Source organism: Rhodococcoides fascians A25f (genome assembly GCF_000760935.2).
Taxonomy (GTDB): domain Bacteria; phylum Actinomycetota; class Actinomycetes; order Mycobacteriales; family Mycobacteriaceae; genus Rhodococcoides.
Window position 1 is genome coordinate 4,847,581 of sequence record NZ_CP049744.1, and the last position, 17,425, is coordinate 4,865,005.

Here is a 17,425-nt window from a genome sequence, read left to right on the forward strand (position 1 = left end):
GCGCGGGCGCTCGTACTTGCGGCCGTCCACTGTTCGCTGCGATTCCTGCGACACACCTACAAAGCTGTCACGCCCACCGGACTTGCTCACGTGCGCCAAAGTGGGTTCGTATAGGCGCAGGTGCGCGCCTGATCGCGAGCTCTAGCTTCGGGTCAAACCCGTGAAGGAAACGAGCCTGTCGGCAAGGACGGTTAACGTCTCCAGGATGGGCACATTCGCCACCCTGTACGGCAACCTCTCCAAGGACAACCACATCCGGGGCAGGCAGTTCGAACGCATCTGCAAGTGGTACGTCGAGAACGACGCGTACTACCGACAAACCGTTCGCAATGTCTGGCTCTGGGACGACTGGGAGCACAGATGGGGCAGCGACTCCGGTATCGACCTCGTGGTCGAAGACAACGAAGGAAAACTCTGGGCGGTACAGGCGAAGGCATATGCCTCAGATCGCGCCGTCACAAAGAACGACGTCGACAAGTTCCTGTCCGAGTCGTCCAGGAGGCGGTTCCACTATCGCCTCCTCATCGCAACCACTGACCGGATACACCACGTCGCGCGGAGAACTATCGACGCCCAGGAGAAACCGGTTGGCTTGATCGGCCTTGCGTACCTCCAAACTGCCGACATCGACTGGGCGGAGTCCCCGGACCTCCTACATCCCATCCCATCACCGCAGCCGGCCCTACCGCGCGATCACCAGACCGAAGCGGTCGACAACGTCGTGGACGGCTTCCAGAACGCCGATCGTGGTCAGCTCGTCATGGCGTGCGGTACAGGAAAGACACTCACGTCTCTGTTCATCAAGCAAGAACTTCACGCGCAGCGAACATTGGTTCTGTTGCCGTCCTTGTCCCTGTTGAAGCAGACGATGGCGGTATGGAGGACGAACGCGACCGAACCGTTCGAGGCGCTACCAGTCTGCTCCGATGAAACCGTCACCCAGGACGACGCAGCCTTGACGTCCACCAGCGAACTGTGCCTCCCAGTCCAGAACGACCCCGCCGAGATCGCCGAGTTCCTTCAACGCAGTGGACCACGTGTGGTGTTTTCGACGTATCAGTCCTCGCCGCAGATCGCGAAAGCATTCACCCTCGGACAAGTCCCGCATTTCGACCTGGCCATCGCGGACGAGAGTCACCGTGTCGCGGGCGACGAATCGACCGTATTCGCAACGATTCTCGACTCGAACGCCATCGCAGCCCGCCGGCGGCTGTTCATGACGGCGACACCGCGCTACTACACCGGACGGGTGCTGACGGCGGCGCGTGGCTCGGAGATGGAAGTCGCGTCGATGGACGACGCCACGAAATTCGGGGAGGTGTTCCACCGTCTGAGTTTCGGAGAAGCCATTCGACGCGGACTACTCACTGATTACCAAGTCACTGTCGTCGGGGTCGACAACTCGACATTTCGTGAGTGGGCGACCAACGGCGTTCTGGTCCGGCGAGAGGAACAGAGCACCGACGCGCGAACCCTGGCCAGCCAGATCGGACTTGCGAAAGCGATGCGAAAATACGACCTTCGCCGCGTGATCAGCTTCCACTCCCGTGTGCTCCGCGCCAGGCGATTTGCCGCCGAAATGCCCGAGATCCTCGAATGGATGCCTGAAGAGCAGCGGCCGCCGGGAGCATTGTGGACCGGGTTCGCTTCCGGTGAAATGTCTTCCGGTGAGCGACACGTCCGCCTTCAACGTCTTCGCCACCTCGATGACGACGAGCGCGGCTTGCTGACGAACGCGCGGTGTCTCGGCGAGGGTGTCGACGTCCCCACCCTCGACGGCATCGCCTTTATCGACCCGAGGGGCTCGGAGGTAGACATCGTTCAGGCCGTCGGGCGGGCAATTCGGCTGGCCGAGAACAAAACCGTCGGAACCATTGTCATTCCCGTATTCATCGACACCGCCGCAGATCCCGAAACCGCGCTCAAAGATTCATCGTTCAAGTCTGTCTGGCGTGTCGTTATTGCTCTGCGCTCTCACGACGAACAGATGGCGCAGCAGATCGACGAAATGCGCCGTGAACTCGGCCGCACAGGTGGGCGCGCACGCATTCCGGACAAGATCCACCTGGACGTGGCGCACACCGTCGGGAAGGCATTCGTCGACGCGTTCGATGTTCGTTTGATCGAGAAGACTAGTGCCCCCTGGCATTTCTGGTACGGGATGCTGGAGCAATACGCCGCAGACAAGGGCACCTCAAGAGTGGCCGTCGACTACGTCGTCGACGGATACGCACTCGGGCAATGGGCAAGCGTCCAAAGGATCGCGCTGACCAACAAGACCCTCAGCGATGACAGGCGGTCCGCGCTGGATCGACTTCCCGGGTGGGCATGGGACGTACTGGCAGATCAATGGAGTACGTGGATCCAACTCATGGAGCAGTTCGTAGCCGAACATGGTCACGCCGACGTTCCATTTCCCTACGCGGTCGGCGACTCGAACCTCCGGAGCTGGGTCGCGACTCAGCGTGGTCTGCACAAGCGTGGTCGGTTGTCAGAGGAAAGGACACGGGAACTCGAAGCGCTCGCTGGTTGGGTGTGGGATACCCGCGAGGACACCTGGGCGCGGAACTACCAAGCACTGAAGGCGTTTGCCGCACGAATGGGCCGCGCTCAGCCGTCGCCGCGGCTGGTAGAGGACGGTGTCAGACTGGGGCAGTGGGTGGCCGCGCAGCGCACCAACCGCGACGACTTATCGTCGGAGCGGGTCCGACTCCTCGAGGCACTGCCGGGATGGTCGTGGGCACCACAGGCCGAGAAGTGGGACCGCGGCTACAAATTTCTTACGGCCTTCGTCGCGCGAGAAGGCCATGCTCGCGTTCCTAACACGCACGTGGAGAACGGCTTTCGGCTCGGTAAGTGGGTCACCGTCCAACGAGGCAATCAGAGAAATCTGTCTGCGAGCGATCTAGATCGCCTACAATCGCTGCCCGGTTGGGTGTGGGATTCGCGAGCCGCGATGTGGCAGCAGAAGCTCGAACTGCTCAGGCAGTATCAACGGCGGGAGGGCCATGCGCTAGTACCGCAGGGATTCAAGGAAGACGGCGTGCAACTCGGCGGTTGGGTTCTAGCACAAAGGAATAACCGCGCCAGCATTGTTCAGGAACGTCGGGAGCACCTGGAAGCGGTTCCAGGATGGTCGTGGGACCCGTACACGGATGCTTGGGATCGTGCGTACGCCGCGCTGGTCTCTTACGCGGAACAGCACGGACACACGCGGGTCTCGCGCGGCCACATTGCCGACGGGGTCAATCTGGGCGGTTGGGTCGGAGAGCAACGGGGCAATTGGGCCAAGATGACCGAGGACCGACGCCAGCGCTTGGAGGCCGTTCCTGGCTGGAGCTGGAACACCCTCGACGACTCATGGACGCAACACCTCGAGCTGCTGCGGTCTTACGCACGAAGGGAAGGCCATACGAGCGTTCCTGTCGACTTCGTCGAGGACGGTCTGAAGATCGGTCAATGGGCCAGGCTCCGTCGACGCGAACACACAAGACTCGACTCTGACAGACAAGCTCAGTTGGAAGCCATACCCGGTTGGTTCTGGGGCACAAAAAGCGATCACATCTGGAACCAAAAATTCGAGATGCTCGAGCAATACGTAGCGCGTGAAGGTCACATCAAGCCCCCGGATGACCACGTGGAAAAGGGCGTCAAACTAGGCGCGTGGGTCCGGGAGCAGTGGCGTGGGCGGGAGAACATCAAAGCCGAGCGATCAGCCAAACTGGAGACGTTGCCGGGCTGGAGCTGGGAGACCGGTTAGAACCGCCGGAGTTTGCGGACCGGGCTCCCCTATTCAGTCCCAATGGCGACAGCACGAACTTAGCGGGCGGCCTACATCGAAACAGGCCAGTTCCAAGTCGCGCTGTCGATGCAGCCGGATGCCTGCGACAGACCCGCCACACCGGCAACCAGGGTTTCGCGACCTATACAGTGCTGGTGTGACCATCACTGCGATCGCGCCTTTCATCGTCGCTCCTGCAACGGCTTGCCTAACCTTGATCGCAGGATGGTTTGTGACGGCCCGAATCACAGATAGGTGGGACAGAATCAAGAAGCTACGCGAGTTTGATTTACAAGCCGTTAACGAGTTTCACCGTTTGTACGGTGATTTCTTCTCGACGTGGAAGTCATGGGACTCGTTGCATTCAGGGTCGCTAAGAGGCCAGAAGAACAACGATCTTGTTTGGCAATGCCAAAACCGCGCCGCGCAGATTGATGGAAACATCGAGTCATTACTGGTGAAGGTGTCCGCCGAGCGGTCTCTGACCGCCGATGAGGTCAGCGCCTTAGCTGCGACACGGCAGGCGTTTCAGCAGCTCAGGAAAGCCATAGAAAATGACCGACCATTAAATTGGTGGGCGGCAGATCTTGCCGAATACTCGGCATTTAAGAGCCTTGCAACAATCACATCTTGCATCTTGTCCGCAACTCCTCGGGGTGTCGAGTCTCCAAAATCCGTCGACGCAGCGCGAACACTGCGAACGCTGACAGACAACGACCTCGAAGAGACTTGGGTCGAAGTTGCTGTACGGGTCGCAGAGCTTGAAGAGTTCAGAACCGTTTACCGCGCGTTACACTGAAACCACCAGATCACCAAAGGGCCCTAGAGACTTTCCTCGCCGACTAGAAGTGATATTCGAGTCCTGCACCCATACAACTCATCATCGTCATCATCATCGCTGACAGGATGATAGGGAAGCAGTTGCCGATGAATACAACCTGATCCGCGAAGTGCGCACCCAGATAGTCAAGCAGGTGAGAGATGAGATGACCCCGGTCGACCTGTGCACGCGTGACACCGAATTGCGTTGCCACCGAGGCTAGCTCGTCGAGATTCACTACTTTTGCCCCAACCGAGCCTGCAGCCGCAATACAGTCGTTGTCATCTTCTGAGCCCCAGCGATCTCCGCCAAAACGCCTCGGTCGCACTTCCGATTCAACTGCTCCACAGCGGGCCGCGCCTCACCCTAGGCGTCACCGAGCCCCGGACACATCGCCAGATCAAACACCGTCTGCTTCGCAGTAGTCACCAGCACCGCACCCAACTCGGTATCGATGCGTCCGCATCCAGACGTGCCATGTCGCGAACGACGAACCGAATCACCGCCTCACGATCCGCCAACCGAATCGGATCGTGGCGCGTCGGGACAGCCACCACAGCAGTCGCTAACGCCCGCGGAATCGCCCCGTGCAACCGGGCCGCACTGACACCCATCACGACGGCATCATCGCGACCATAGGCAGAGACCGCGATACCAGCCGCCGCAGCTCCAAGCCAGGCATCCATCCGGGCCGGACATCGAGGCTGGCGTCGACAGACTTCGCCGAAGTTCGCTGAATCCGCAAGGAGGCCATGCAACCTCAGGGACGCGATTGTGGGTCGATCGACGTGCCGCGGGGCGCGGGTTCGATCGGGCGGTTCTGCCATGCGCTCCAGTCGGCTGATGTCTGGGCGGCAGCAGACAGAAGCTTCGGTAGGTAGGTCTCCTCGAGAGTGCCGACGCTGGTTTCTGCGGCGTGGACGGTGATGTTCATGGCTGCGCGTGCGACTCCACGGCCGTCGTGTACCGGTACCGCGATCGAGCGGACGCCCGGTGCCAGATCCTGATCGGCCAGCGCCCAACCGCGCTGCGCTGTTTCGTCGAGTATCTCGTCGATCTGCTCGGTCGTGAACACTTTCGCAGCGAGCCCTGAGCGGGTTGGCTCGGACAGGCGCTCGTGTACCGAACCCCGGTCCATCGCCGAGAGAAGGGCCCGCCCTTGGGAGGTCACCATCGCGGGAAATCGGGTTCCGATGTCGACTCGAAGCGAGATGAGCTTGGGCACCGCCACGCGGGCGACATACACGATGTCGGAGCCGTCGAGCTGAGCCATCGAAGACGATTCGCCGGTGAAGGCCACCAATTCTTCGAGGTGGGGTCTGGCCATGTCCCAGAGGTTGAGGGCACCGATGTACGCCATTCCGAGTTCGAGCACCCGCGGGGTCAGGGTGTAGCCGGCGTGGCCGGATCTGACGTAGCCGAGCTCTTCGAGCGTGAGCAGTATCCGCCGGGCTGTCGGCCGTGCCAGCTCGGCACCAGCGGCGACCTCGGTCAACGACATCACCGGCTTATCGGCCGAGAAGATCCGGAGCACGTGCAGCCCTCGGGCCAGCGCTTCGATGAAGTCCGGTCCCTGTCCGCGTTCAGCCACTGAACTGCCTCTTCTCTCATGTCGTTGGTGCAGCACCTTCAGTTGTAGCCGGTCGCCGATGAAGTTCGTCGCGCGGATGCCGATACGGCTGTGCGCTGCACAACGCTCCTACACGCGTATGACGCTTGACACATCGAATCTTGGAAGGCATTCTTGAACCTACACGAACGGACCACTGTCCGCTAGACGGACGATAAAGGCTTGAGCTGCTGAAACAAAGCGCAAGGGTCCGATCGAGTAGCTCACCGGGTTGTCCGGCCGCGAACAGCCTGCGGCCGCGCCGACGGTCGAGGCCAGACCGGAACACCGCACAGATGCACCCCGCCCCACCGGCGGCAGACAGAAGTACTCGAAAGGACCCACCAGCGATGAAGAACTACGACGTTGTAGTCATCGGTTTCGGACCCGTCGGGCAGATGCCCAGTGCCCAGCTCGGGCAGGCAGGGCATTCCGTTGCCGCGTTCGAGGCCTACGAGACCCTGTACGGCCTCTCCCGCGCCGGCCACATGGACGACGAGATCGTCCGCACGCTGCAGAAGATCGGCATCGACGAAGAATTCAAGTCCGACGCGGTGCCGTGGGACATGTACGACATGCGCACCAAGGCTTTCGACGGCGAGCTGCTGCTGCGCATGGACTGGTCGCAGGTCGGCCCCCACGGTCACCGTGGCCATTGGATCTTCTACCAGAACTACCTCGAGCTCGCGATGCACCGGGCAGTCACCGAAACCGGCAACGTCGACATCACCATGGGCACCAAGGCCGTGGGCTTCGAGCAGGACGACGACGGGGTGACCATCACCCTCGAGCACCGCAAGAGCGGCGAGCAGACTCAGGTGCGGGCGAAGTACCTCATCGCCGCGGACGGCGCTAACAGCTCCATCCGCGAGCGCCTAGGGATCAAGACCTGGGTCGGCAACTGCGACTACAACCAGCTCGTCGTCGACTGCCGCGAGAAGCACAAGCTCAACTTCGAGTTCGACAACGGTCAGTTCGCCGACCCTGAGCGGCCGGGATGTCTGTTCCAGCTCGGTGCTCACCACCACCGGTGGGAGTGGACACTGTTGCCCGGCGAGAAGCCGGAGGACTTCACCGAAGAGCGGGTATGGGAGCTGTTGAAGCCCTGGGTGGGCCCCGACGATGTCGAGATCCTGCGCCGTCCGGTCTACAACTTCCGGGAAGTGGTCGCCGAGCATTGGCAGGATGGTCGAGTGTTCCTCGCCGGAGACTCCGCCCATCACGTAGTCGGTTGGGCCACAGAGGCACTCGATGCGATACGCCGCCAGGCATGGACCGACGCACGCCGCGTGGGCCACACTCGATCACACGGGTGGATCAATGGCCGGCGCTCCACCGTCTCCATCGGTTCCGCCCGAGCGTTGCTCCGTTCCCGGTACGCGCTGTGGAAGAACCCAGAAGATCTCACGGACCCTTCAACGCGTGAAGCTCCGCTGGATCGCATCTACCGATCCTCGGGTCTACCGTGCTTACCTGGTCAAAGAGGCCTATGGACGGTCTTCAAGCTCCCATCCGACCAGGATGTCGAAGCACTCGAACGATGGGTCCAGTGGGCACGACGCAGCCGAATCGAATCCTTCGTCACGCTTCCGCACCGTGTCGGCACCCACCGCGAACAGATCCATGCCGCAATCGAACACGGCTTGTCCAACGGACTCGTCGAATCGATGAACACCAAGATCCGACTCATCACTCGCATCGCTTTCGGTTTTGTCCGTTCTGAGGCACTTCATTTTCTTTGTTCTTTTACGCCCTCGCGCAATCTGTCATTCGAGTCGCGATCGAGCACAAGAGGTCTAACCAGCACCAGGTCTTAGACGCCTGCGCAGAGCCCGCCGAACAGCTGCGGTGTCAACAGCTCGCCGCGTAGCTCAAGATCGATGTCCGGCAGTCGTTTGTGTACACGGTGCGCAAGCAGTGGTAGTACGTCATATGTCGCAGTACCGACGCAGTTTCGGTAGAGCGGTCCCTGTCGATGACGCTTGTCGTCCACCTTTTAGACGTCAAATGTGAACCACTTACGTTGCCTTCGTTCACGTTCGGTCATTCCGCCCCATACTCCGAACGGCTCACCGGCCGTGAGAGCGTGCGTAAGGCACTGTTTGCGGACCGGGCAAGCCATGCAGATGGTTTTTGCGGCTGCGACGCCCTCGTGTTCGAAGGGTTCGAAGTCCGAGGTGCCAAAGAATGTGGCGGGACTGGCATTGCGGCAACGTGCATCAAGTTGCCAATCCCACAATGCGGCCTCCGGCGCAGGGAGGTTCACCGGCCGTTCGGGAAATCGTGCACCTAGACGCAACGCTGCTCCAATCATTCACATGGTCGTCCAATAGTTGGACGCTATACTATAGGAATAGCGGTTGGTGTCGGCAACCCACGCCGACGCACTCCCGGAAAGCTGCTGCTGGCGCTGCCCCTCCCACTGCGCACCGAGAGGGATCGGCTCGAAGCCTTCGCCCAGGTGACCTGTTGATGAGAGACCCGACATCATGGTCAGACTGAAGAGGAGGGCCAAGCCGAACCGCGCCGAAAACAGTTGCAACAGCGCTGTGTCCGACACGGGCCACGTGAGACACCATTGCGGTACTCTTTACATACATAGATACTGACTTACTGTAAATGTATCAATACGCGAAGTATGGAGTTCTCATGCAACCCATCAGGAACCGCTACACCCAGCTCGTCGGCATCGACCATCCGATAGTGCAGGAAGGCCTCGGCCCCTTCCGGACGCCGAAGCTTGCGGCCGCCGTGTCCAACGCGGGCGGGCTGGGCACGGTCTCGATGCCGGGCATGCCCACCGATCTCGATGCTGGTGCGCGTACCTTTCGAGAGCACATCGAGGAATGTGCTGCCCTGACCCGCGGGCCTTTCGCTGTCAACATTCCGGTCGGTGTAGATGGGAACGGCGTTGTGCTTCCCTTCACAGATGTCTATATTCGTACGGTTTTGGCAGCTCGTGAGGCGGACGCATCGCTCGCCCGGAAGCTGACGGTCATGACCACCTCCGCTGGCTTTCCCGGGTCCTACATCTCGATGATCAGGGACGCTGGGATGATTCATCAGCACAAAGTCGGCTCGACCCGTCAGGCGATCAAAGCAGCCGAGGCCGGCGTCGACGTCGTTATCGCTGCCGGTTTCGAAATGGGAGGTCATGCCCCAAGCGCGGCCGTCCACTCCTACGTGTTGATCCCCAACGTCACGGAAGCAGTGGATGTTCCAGTGCTGCTGACCGGGGGTGCCCGCGATGCGCGCGGCCTCGCAGCGGCCCTGGCGATGGGGGCGGACGGAGTGGCGATGGGAACGCGGTTCATCACTAGCACCGCAAATTCCGATTGGCACCCTGCCTATATTCAAGCTTTGCTCGACGCCAAAGAAGGCGACGATGTAGCGTTCGACGGGGTGTACGGCCCGTGCCGAGGATTGAAAAACGCCGCATCGCAGAAACTTTCGAGGCATTTGGATGCGCCGTCGGGCGAGGTCGCCGATGCGGTCGAGCTGACACGCTGGAAGATTGAATCGATGCAGCGCGCACAAACGGACGGCGATGTCGTCGACGGCCTTGTCCTCACCGGCCAGGTCGCCGCAGCGATCAACGACATCATTGACATCGCCGACTTCGTACCGCGGATGGCAGCCGAGGCCGCAGATATTCTGAGAGGACTCGTCGCGTCCCTACCTGCACTCAGCCCAGCAGTAAGCTGAGATTCGCGAAGTATCATGACGGACGTGACAGCGAAGGTAGGCACCCTCGGAAGCGCTCGTTCGGTGCTCGTTTCAGTGCTTGGTGAGCTCGTTGCGCCGTATCGGCGGCCCGTGCGGACCGCTGCGCTCCTTTATGCCTTGATGGGCCTCGGTTTCGGGGAGCCCGCCAGTAGGCAGGCGATCGCGCGGGCCGGCGCATCGGGCTTGCTTACCGCCGAACGGGACGGCCGCGAGACCAAGTGGATTCTCACCGAGCAGGCACACCGACTCTTCGTCGAGGGCGTCAGCCGTGTATTCCCCGACGTCGCGGCGGCCGGTCGCTGGGACGGCAAGTGGCTCGTCGTCATCGCACCTATTCCGGAATCGCACCGAGCCGTACGAAAGAAGCTGTACGCGGCATTTCGATGGGCCGGTTTCGGTAACCCCAGCCCGGGAGTGTGGGTCACTCCGCACGTCGAACGTTTGGCCGAGGCCGCCGCGGTGATCGAGTCGCTCGGACTGTCGCCGAACACCATGTCGTTTATCGGATCCCCCGCCTCCGCCGGCATATCGGAGGACGACTTGGTGGAGCGATCATGGGATCTCGACGAAGTCGCGCAGTCGTACGACGAGCTTCTGAGCAGGTTCGACGAGAAAGGGATTCTTTCCGGCGAGGAAGCGCTGATGGCGCACCTCGAGCTGGTCGACGCGCTGCGCCATACGCCGTACATGGATCCCCATCTGCCGGCCGCTCTGTTGCCGGATTGGGCCGGCCTAGGAGCCGTCAAACGACTGCAGGACCTACGGGCGGAGTGGACTCCCGCCGCTCACGCCCACTGGTTGACGGTCACTCCCTTCGATTGATCATCGTAACGACTCGCCTTGCGTAATACATTTGTAGACATTGAGTGGACTCAGATGTAATATTTTGGGCAGCGCCGTTTCGGTGCGTTCCATAAGCAAGTCGAAGGACACGATGTGAGCGAACTTCACGCACCCCTCATGGCCACGCTACAAACTGCTGCAGACGATCCGGTCTCGTATGCACAGAGTTGGAAAGCAACACGGCAGCGGCCGGTGATCGGTTCGTTTCCTATGAACTTCCCATCGGAGATCGTGCACGCGGCCGGAGCCTTGCCGGTCATCATCCAAGAAAGCAAAACGCCCATCACTGAGGGCCGGAGCATGCTCGCCGAGTTCTATTGCGGTTACACCCGAAGCGTTGCCGATCAAGCTGCGATCGGTGAACTGGATATTTTCGACGGTTTCGTCGCCGCCGATCATTGCGTACAGCTCTTGGGAGCGGTCGACGCTATTCGGTACGTGCGTCCGGAGAAGCCTGTGCACTTCGCACAGTTCACTAGCTCCATGGACGACGCGTGGTCCAAGCCCCGCGTCGACAGCAGAATCGGAGATCTCAAAGCCGAGATAGAGACTGTCGTCGGCAACAGTTTCTCGCCCGAGGACCTGACGAACAGCATCAAGGTGTTCAACAAGAACCGGCAACTCCTTCGGCATCTCTACGACCTGCGTCGTTCCGGTCGTGTCCGGATCACCGCGAGCGAGATGCAATTACTCGTCAAGTCGTCGATGGTGATGGACGTCGAAGAGCACACCGCGATATTGCTAGGGCTCATCGACGCATTGGTCGTACACGACGAAGCGCCGGAAAATGTTGTCCGTCTGCACCTTTCAGGCCACTTCTGCCATGCACCCAAGCCGGAGATCCTCGACGTCATCGAGGAATCCGGTGGGCTCGTCGTCGACGACGACCTTTACACCGGATTCCGGTACATCTCCACAGACGTTCCCGAGACCGGCGACCCGCTCATCGCATTGTCATCGTGGTATATGGAACGAAACATCAACGCCCCGTGCCCCACTCGGGTGACCAACAAGGTCGACTGGGACACCTACCTGCTCAACTCGCTCGAGGCCAGCCGCTCGGTCGGTGTGATCGTGTTGATGGCCAAGTTCTGCGAACCGCACATGCTGTACTACCCGGAACTGCGCAAAGCGCTCGAGTCCCACGGAGTTCCGTTGCTGCTGATCGAGACCGAGCACGAAGGCATGCCGGTCGAGACCATGCGCACCAGGATGGAAACGTTTGTCGAGCGAATCCGCCGTCAGCCCACGCCTGTTCCGGCCTGAAACGTCACTAGGAGTTCACAATGACCACCGCAATCCCGCAGCAGGACAAGACCAATCGTCTCAAGAGCACCAGGCTTGGCGGCAAGATGACCGCAGACTACTGGGAGAATATATTCACCGCGAAGGAACGCGGCAAGCATGTGGTCTGGTACAACGGTGCTGCCATGAATCCATTATTTCAGGCGGCTGGACTCGAATGGTGCCACGGCGAGGCCTTCGCTGCCCGACTCGCGGCGCAGCACCTCGAGGAACCCGCGCAGGCGGCCGGTGCGGAGTACGGCTACATCGGCGAACTGTGTTCCTACGCCCGGACCCACCTCGGTTGCGCCGTGCTGACGCAGCAGACGGTCAGCGAACGTCAAACCGGCGTGGTCGGATTGGTGGATCAGCAGGAACTGGCCGCCAAGCTGCCGGCACCGGATTTTTTCGTCAACGGTTACGCGGGTTGCAGTACCGGACAGCAGTGGGATGCGATGACCTATCGCGTCTTCGACCGCAAGCTGCCGATCTTCAACGTCTCGCTGCCGATGTTGTGGGGAAACAAGCCTGATGCTGGCTACATGCGTGGTGAAGAATGGAACGAAGTCAGCACGTACGCCGAAGGCCAGTTGCGCGAGTTGGTCGGCTTCCTCGAACACCAGACCGGACGACCGTTCGACTGGGACGTATTGAGTGAAAGCATGTCCTACATCAAGAAGGCATCGGAGCTTCGGCTCGAGGCAATGCAACTGTGCACGATGGCACCGACCCCCGCAACGTATTGGGACTGGGTCGCAAGTATCGCCCCCATCAACTTTCTGCCCGGCAACCAAGCACTCGTCGACTACTTTGCCGGCGTGAAAGCGGAAATCCAGCAGCGCATAGTGGACGGCATCTCCGGTGTCGCGAACGAGAAGTACCGCCTGTACTTCGACGGGATCATGAACTGGAACAAGCTCGGCTTCCTCACCCGCAAGTTCGCCGAATACGACGTTGCCGTTGTGGCCGGACGCTACACCCACGAATCCTTCTGGCAGGAACCACAACTCATCGACGTCGACAATCCGCTACGCGGCATGGCCCAGCATTACCTGCTGTGCCCGCTGAACCACGGTTTGAAGAATTTGGAGGAACTGCTGCTGCGTCGTATCGACGAATATGCCATCGACGGCATCGCCTTCCACTCCACCCGTACCTGCCGGGCAATGACCAACCCCCAGTCCATGCTCGCCAAAGCCGCCGAGCGTGAACGCGGTGTCAAGTCGTTCGTCTTCGAAGGCGACGTCGCAGACGCGTCTTTCTACAACGACGAGATGTTCGACAGTCGCCTCGAAGCAATGTTGGAAGCCATCGACGTACAGCGGATGAAGATCTGACTTCGATGAATTGGTACGTGATGGGCGTCGACCTGGGCTCGACGACGGCGAAAGCCGCCGTCGTCGACTCCAGCGGCGCTCTCGTCGGTTCGTCCGTCGTGCAGATGGGGGCCGTGAGCCGCGACGCAGTGATTCGAGCTATGGGATTCGCTCTCGACTCGGCCGGTGTTTCCCAAGAAGATATTCGACGCACTATCAGTACCGGCTATGGACGCAAACTCGTGCCCGGCGCAGATCGCTCCTTCACCGAAATCACGTGCCACGCCCGCGGCGCTGCCGCACTGAGCCCGGGCGTGCGACTGGTGATCGACATCGGCGGGCAGGACAGCAAGGCCATCGCCGTAGACTCCGACGGTCTGGTCGACCGCTTCGCGATGAACGATCGTTGCGCCAGTGGAACCGGACGCTTCTTCGACGTACTCGCCCGCGCGCTCGAGGTCGATGTCAGCGAGGTCGGCGCACTAGCGCTGTCCGGCGCGGACGGACTCGAGGTCAGCAGCATGTGCGCCACCTTCGCCGAGACCGAGGTCATATCGCTGCTGGCACAGGGGCAAGAGAAATCCGACATTGCTGCGTCCGTCCACAAAGCTGTCGCCGCCAGGACCCTCGGCCTTGTTGCACAGGTCGGAAAAGCAACCCCCACCGTCATGACGGGCGGCGTCGCCCAGAACGCAGCTGCTCGCCATTACATAGAGAAGGCACTGCGGCATCCCATCGAGTTGCTCGATCAACCCCAAATCGCAGGGGCGTACGGTGCCGCACTATTGGCGGCCGACGACTACCGAGGCTTTCGTGAAACTGCCGAACTGCGGGATTCGGCAGCGAAGGAGCAGCTGGCCGCTCGGGCCGCAGGTATCGTTCCGCAGTGCGCAGGATGTGACGGCACCGCCGGCGATCACAACCACGTTGTCCCGTTGACCTTGCGAGGCCTGTCATGACCACTATAGACGTGTCCGATTCTACCGTTGTCATCATCGGTGGGGACAGTGGAATCGGGTTGCTCATCGCCCGCCACCTCGTCCGCGCCGGAACACAACGAATCGGGCTGATCAGTCGCGACGCCGATGCCGGTAGTGCCGCTGCGAAATCGGTGTTCGAATTGGCGTCGGGGATATGGTCACTCTCTGCCGCCGGCGACCTTTCCTCCGAGTCGGAGGCCAGCCGAATGCTCTCAGAGCTCAGCGGATCACTCGGCGATCCCGACATAGTCGTCAACTGTCTTCGAGCCGACGGCGGAGTCGTCAGTGATCTTGTGCTGCAGACCATGCAGAAGTATTCCTCCGGCGTGTTCATCGACCTGGTAGCTACTGAAAGCCAGAGGCGTAACGACGCACACAGAGTGTCGGTCATCGACGATTCTGCAGATCCGGATGGAACTGCAGAATCGGTGGTGGCAGCGGTATCGGTACACGCGGGGTAAACGAGGGCAGTCCCGCGTGCGGATGCTTCGCTTGACCTCTGACGATCGATACTACTGTGCGGCAGTGATCCGCGAGTTGAAGCATGTGCGTAGAACCGTGAGCTCACTAGGAGTACCACTTCTACGCGATCGTTCCCCCGACGGGTGAGGGTGAAAGGATGAGCAGTGCGCAAGCCAGTTGTGAGATGCTGGGCAGCATGTGCGGTGCACTGCGCTCCGCGTCTCGGGTGAGTCCGTTGATTATGGCGATGGCGGCATGTACTCGGCAGCGACCTTCGATCACAGGCATATGCGGATGGATCTGCTGGACGAGATGCACCCACTCATCGATGAAGTTGCGCTGGTGACGCGTATAGATTTCGCGTAGTGGCTCGGGTAGGTGGACGACTTCTGTCACCATTACGGCCAACGCGGCGGGATTTTCGAGCATGAAGTGGGAGTAGCTGTCGATGACTCGTCGGAGGGCGTCGTCGGCATCATCGGCTTCGTCGAGTGCGTGGCTTAGAGACAGCGACAGTGCTTCCGTGCCGCGCGACATGATTGTGTCGAGTATTTCGATCTTGCTACCGAAGTGGCGATAGATTGCCGATCCGGTAATGTGCGCGGCCGCCCCGATGTCTTTCAGGCCGACTGCTGCGTAACCATGTCGAGCGAAAAGCCGTGTTGCCGCAGTGAGTATGGCTTCGCGTCTGGTCACTGACACGTGCGGTGCATACCGAGATCCAACCCGAGGTGGACGGCTCGGTTGCACATCGACAGTGACTGGGATCGAGGTGAGTATCAGAGCTGCGAGATCGGTGAGCACTTCTGTGGTGAGCTTGGTCGACTCGAATTCGGCCGCATGCCCGGGCGGGGTAAAGATCATTGCCAGTATCGCCTCAGCAGAGAGCATCGGGTCGGCAGATGGGTACGCGTCCTTGATGCGATCGCGGAGCCGCACACATATGACCCGCATTCTGGTAGTCAACTGCTCTCGCTCGAAGTTGGGCAGAGCCGGGCGATCGCGCGCCCACAGGACCCCGAAATCACGATTGGCCGTGCTGATCTGCGCGATGGTCTGGACGACGTCGTCGAGGGTGCTGTCCGGGTTCTCGACCACATGTTCTAGTTCGATGAGCGTGCCGTTCAAGATAGCTGCGAGCAAGTCTTGTTTGCCCCGATAGTGCCTGTAAAGTGCGGTGGCTGTAATGCCGATCTCAGATGCGACGGCAACCATGGGTACCTGAGCGAATCCGAGTCTCGCGAACTGGGTGGTGGCGGTGGCCAGAATGCGTTGCTTACGGTCCGGGGGGCGTCGCTTGGCTGCGGGGGTACACGGTTCTGTCGCCACGGACGACGTCCCTTCTGGGTCTACGTGCTCGTTGTCTCAGCCCCCGTCAAGGCAAGCTTTGACTAGGGCCCCGCCCCGACTTGCTGCGTCAGATTGCGAACTGCCGGTCGACGGTAACCGATGAGCGCGGAATTCGGCTGTTCTCATCTAGTGGGGTACTTGTCGGCGGGTTGGGAGACGCAGCGAAGGGAGGATGTCTTCGGTCCAACCGGGTACCCACCTCGGCAGTGGGGGTTGGGGCAGAACCGGATCGCAATTTCATTACTTATGGCGCGGTCCGCGAGCTCGTGAAATGCGCGGGCTGATCGAGCAGCGCTACTGCCCTGCCCAACAGCTCGCCGCGCTGCAATCGCGTTATGGCATCACCGATTTCGCCGAAACCGATCGTCGTTACGTTGGATTTTATCGTTCCGGCGGCCATCATGGCCAAGACGTCGACCAAGTCTTCCGTTTTGCCTCCCGGAGACCCGACGAAGTGAAGCTTCTTCTCGACCATGGCTTGCACGGATATGGTTGCATGTTTCCGCCCTAGTCCGACTTGGACGATGGTCCCGTTGAAACCGATGGTATCGATAGCCTCGGCAGTGGTGGTGCCGAACCCGGCAAAGTCGACTACGACGTCGAGTTTGGCGTCTGCGAAACCCAGGATTGAAGTAGAGACGCGCACTCCGTCGAGTGCGGCTACAGAGTGACGCACTTGCTCGTTGGTTTCGGCTACATATACATCGGCGCCTATCACCCTCGCCATTTGTATGGCCAGGTGCCCAAGGCCGCCGGCCCCGATGATGCCGAGCTTGGTTCCTGCTTCGACACCTCCGACTCTGAGAGCGCGTAGCGAGGCTGTTCCGGCGTCTGCTGCCGGCGCCGCTTGCTCCCAGGAAACAGCGTCGGGCAGCGCCGCCAACAGCTTCGCCGGAACCATGACCTGGTGTGCGAAACCTCCATCGGTTCGCGTTCCGGGTCCGCCGGGGCGCGCTGCAGCGGCAACCCGCTGACCCACCGAGAAGTCCACGACTCCCTCCCCGACACTGGAGATGGTGCCGGCTATTTCGTGGCCCAGGGTGATCGGCGTGAAAGCAAGATAATGTGTCAGCGTTCCGTCGAGGTACCCGACGTCGGAATGGCAGATGCCAGCGGCTTTGACATCGACCACGACCTGGTCCGCTCCGGCCGTCGGCGGCTCGACGTCGTTGAGAGTGAGCGGTGCGTTAGCTCCGATCAGTTGCCAAGCTTGCACAGTGGACCTCTCTCGCTAGTTCTGCGTGTCGAATCCGT

General features: G+C 60.8%; 14 protein-coding genes. 9 read left to right on the forward strand and 5 right to left on the reverse strand.

What is annotated here, in order from left to right; translation table 11 throughout:
- Positions 1-205 precede the first annotated feature (205 nt).
- Entirely contained in the window at positions 206-3,760 is a 3,555-nt protein-coding gene (locus tag BH93_RS22740) for a DEAD/DEAH box helicase (RefSeq protein ID WP_080738964.1), read from the forward strand.
- Positions 3,761-3,938: 178 nt separating this feature from the next.
- Positions 3,939-4,580, forward strand: coding sequence for a hypothetical protein (locus BH93_RS22745; RefSeq protein ID WP_037172687.1), 642 nt, complete (start codon positions 3,939-3,941; stop codon positions 4,578-4,580).
- Between the two features lie 781 nt (positions 4,581-5,361).
- Here the strand turns inward: BH93_RS22745 and BH93_RS22750 are convergent.
- Positions 5,362-6,192: an IclR family transcriptional regulator domain-containing protein gene (locus tag BH93_RS22750; protein WP_032391833.1), complete on the reverse strand. Its 831-nt coding sequence runs from the start codon at positions 6,190-6,192 to the stop codon at positions 5,362-5,364.
- Positions 6,193-6,560: 368 nt separating this feature from the next.
- Between BH93_RS22750 and BH93_RS22755 the strand changes: the two genes are divergently transcribed.
- On the forward strand, positions 6,561-8,027 hold the full coding sequence (locus BH93_RS22755; protein ID WP_052064953.1) for an FAD-dependent monooxygenase: 1,467 nt from the start codon (positions 6,561-6,563) through the stop codon (positions 8,025-8,027).
- A gap of 179 nt (positions 8,028-8,206) precedes the next feature.
- Here BH93_RS22755 and BH93_RS22760 read toward each other — a convergent pair whose 3' ends face one another.
- Entirely contained in the window at positions 8,207-8,524 is a 318-nt protein-coding gene (locus tag BH93_RS22760) for a WhiB family transcriptional regulator (RefSeq protein WP_080738965.1), read from the reverse strand.
- The gene (locus tag BH93_RS22765) at positions 8,525-8,770 is read right to left on the reverse strand and encodes a hypothetical protein (protein ID WP_037172692.1); all 246 of its coding nucleotides are present in this window, start codon (positions 8,768-8,770) and stop codon (positions 8,525-8,527) included. It abuts the gene before it with no gap.
- An 89-nt stretch (positions 8,771-8,859) separates the two neighbouring features.
- On the opposite strand from BH93_RS22765, the gene BH93_RS22770 reads away from it, so the two are divergent.
- The 6 genes from BH93_RS22770 (at position 8,860) to BH93_RS22795 (ending at position 14,820) form a co-directional block, all read left to right on the forward strand.
- On the forward strand, positions 8,860-9,915 hold the full coding sequence (locus BH93_RS22770) for an NAD(P)H-dependent flavin oxidoreductase (protein ID WP_037172700.1): 1,056 nt from the start codon (positions 8,860-8,862) through the stop codon (positions 9,913-9,915).
- Between the two features lie 15 nt (positions 9,916-9,930).
- Positions 9,931-10,758, forward strand: coding sequence for a PaaX family transcriptional regulator (locus tag BH93_RS22775; protein WP_037172701.1), 828 nt, complete (start codon positions 9,931-9,933; stop codon positions 10,756-10,758).
- A 114-nt stretch (positions 10,759-10,872) separates the two neighbouring features.
- Positions 10,873-12,045 (forward strand): 2-hydroxyacyl-CoA dehydratase subunit D, encoded by a 1,173-nt coding sequence (locus BH93_RS22780; protein WP_037172702.1) that lies wholly within the window; start codon positions 10,873-10,875, stop codon positions 12,043-12,045.
- A gap of 20 nt (positions 12,046-12,065) precedes the next feature.
- Complete coding sequence (locus tag BH93_RS22785; RefSeq protein WP_037172703.1) at positions 12,066-13,400, forward strand: 2-hydroxyacyl-CoA dehydratase subunit D; 1,335 nt, start codon at positions 12,066-12,068, stop codon at positions 13,398-13,400.
- Positions 13,401-13,405: 5 nt separating this feature from the next.
- Complete coding sequence (locus BH93_RS22790; protein WP_037172704.1) at positions 13,406-14,338, forward strand: acyl-CoA dehydratase activase; 933 nt, start codon at positions 13,406-13,408, stop codon at positions 14,336-14,338.
- A complete protein-coding gene (locus BH93_RS22795) occupies positions 14,335-14,820 on the forward strand; it encodes an SDR family NAD(P)-dependent oxidoreductase (protein WP_080738966.1) in 486 nt (161 codons plus the stop codon). The genes BH93_RS22790 and BH93_RS22795 overlap by 4 nt, the downstream gene beginning before the upstream one ends.
- A 121-nt stretch (positions 14,821-14,941) precedes the next feature.
- On the opposite strand, the gene BH93_RS22800 is transcribed toward BH93_RS22795, so the two are convergent.
- Entirely contained in the window at positions 14,942-16,036 is a 1,095-nt protein-coding gene (locus tag BH93_RS22800; RefSeq protein ID WP_242459041.1) for a TetR/AcrR family transcriptional regulator, read from the reverse strand.
- Between the two features lie 379 nt (positions 16,037-16,415).
- Positions 16,416-17,387: an alcohol dehydrogenase catalytic domain-containing protein gene (locus BH93_RS22805; protein ID WP_037172706.1), complete on the reverse strand. Its 972-nt coding sequence runs from the start codon at positions 17,385-17,387 to the stop codon at positions 16,416-16,418.
- Between the last annotated feature and the right edge of the window lie 38 nt (positions 17,388-17,425).

What these genes read in the sequence shown, in the direction of transcription:
- BH93_RS22740 (WP_080738964.1), top strand. Translation starts at nt 206, where the DNA reads ATGGGCACATTCGCCACCCTGTACGGCAACCTCTCCAAGGACAACCAC.
- BH93_RS22755 (WP_052064953.1), top strand. Translation starts at nt 6,561, where the DNA reads ATGAAGAACTACGACGTTGTAGTCATCGGTTTCGGACCCGTCGGGCAG.
- BH93_RS22760 (WP_080738965.1), bottom strand. Translation starts at nt 8,524, where the DNA reads ATGATTGGAGCAGCGTTGCGTCTAGGTGCACGATTTCCCGAACGGCCG.
- BH93_RS22770 (WP_037172700.1), top strand. Translation starts at nt 8,860, where the DNA reads ATGCAACCCATCAGGAACCGCTACACCCAGCTCGTCGGCATCGACCAT.
- BH93_RS22775 (WP_037172701.1), top strand. Translation starts at nt 9,931, where the DNA reads ATGACGGACGTGACAGCGAAGGTAGGCACCCTCGGAAGCGCTCGTTCG.
- BH93_RS22785 (WP_037172703.1), top strand. Translation starts at nt 12,066, where the DNA reads ATGACCACCGCAATCCCGCAGCAGGACAAGACCAATCGTCTCAAGAGC.
- BH93_RS22790 (WP_037172704.1), top strand. Translation starts at nt 13,406, where the DNA reads ATGAATTGGTACGTGATGGGCGTCGACCTGGGCTCGACGACGGCGAAA.
- BH93_RS22795 (WP_080738966.1), top strand. Translation starts at nt 14,335, where the DNA reads ATGACCACTATAGACGTGTCCGATTCTACCGTTGTCATCATCGGTGGG.
- BH93_RS22800 (WP_242459041.1), bottom strand. Translation starts at nt 16,036, where the DNA reads ATGGTTGCCGTCGCATCTGAGATCGGCATTACAGCCACCGCACTTTAC.